Source organism: Streptococcus parasanguinis, assembly GCF_001578955.1.
Lineage (GTDB): Bacteria > Bacillota > Bacilli > Lactobacillales > Streptococcaceae > Streptococcus > Streptococcus parasanguinis_U.
In genome coordinates, this window is sequence record NZ_KQ969690.1 from 430,795 (window position 1) to 431,753 (window position 959).

Consider the following 959-nt stretch of genomic DNA (forward strand, 5'->3'; position numbering starts at 1 on the left):
AATTGCCAACCCTTTTGGCAATGAAGCTTTCACATCGCTCAAGCAAGCAAGAACAAGCGCAACGACTGCTAAGATAAGGATGAACCATCCATCTCCGTTAAGACCATTCACGCTGTATGAACCAAAGGCACCAGCATTCAGGCTTGCCCACGGCAAGAAAGAGCTAAGAATCGCTACTGCAGCAGAGATAATGATAAACAAACGATTTTTTTCCATAATAAGTCTCCTTATAATTTTGCTAGCTTTATTTTACCACAAGAAATGACAAATGAAAACCCCAGAAATGGAATAAAAAAGGCTGAGAAACCGTTCTCAGTCTTTGTTTGTGCGAGCCACTTCTTGTAGCTCTTGGTAGATTTGGTCGTTTTCTTCAAGGGAATAGGAGTTGGCACCACTAGCAAGTGGATGACCACCACCGTCATGGCGTTTAGCAATTTCATTAATCACTTTTCGTTTGCTACGCATCCGGACACGGAAGTGACCGTCGGCCTGCTCGACAAAGATAGCCCAAACAGACACGGTATCGATGCGTCCAGGAGCTCCGACGATTGCAGCAGTCTCTGAATCACGTAGATCGAATTTCTTCAAGAGCTCTTGTGTCAGGGTCACACGCGCAGCGCCATGTTCATCGATTTCGAGATGGTCATAAACATAGCCTTGAAGCTTAGCAGTTTTGAGATTGATCGTATCCATCTGACGAGCAAGTGCTGTAAAATCAAAGGGAATGCTTCGAAGATAGGCAGCGATCTCAAAGGTTCGAGTCGAAGTAGCAGGATAAAGGAAGCGACCTGTATCGCCGACAATCCCAGCATAGAGAAGACGCGCAGCACTTACAGGAAGTTCGAGCTCCAATTCCTTTGCAAAAAATGCAATTAACTCACTGGTAGAGCTAGACTCAGTATCAACCCAGAGCAGATCGCCATAAGCATCGTCATTTGGGTGGTGGTCGATCTTGATCA

At 45.5% G+C, this 959-nt stretch carries 1 protein-coding gene and 1 pseudogene; both read right to left on the minus strand.

Annotation, left to right across the window (positions count from 1 at the left end; translation table 11 throughout):
* Positions 1-216: pseudogene (locus SPADD19_RS11610) on the minus strand (lantibiotic ABC transporter permease); the annotation flags it as partial.
* A 96-nt stretch (positions 217-312) separates the two neighbouring features.
* Positions 313-959, minus strand: a 647-nt coding sequence (locus SPADD19_RS05960; protein WP_164905852.1) for a DHH family phosphoesterase, incomplete at its 5' end; no start/stop codon positions are given.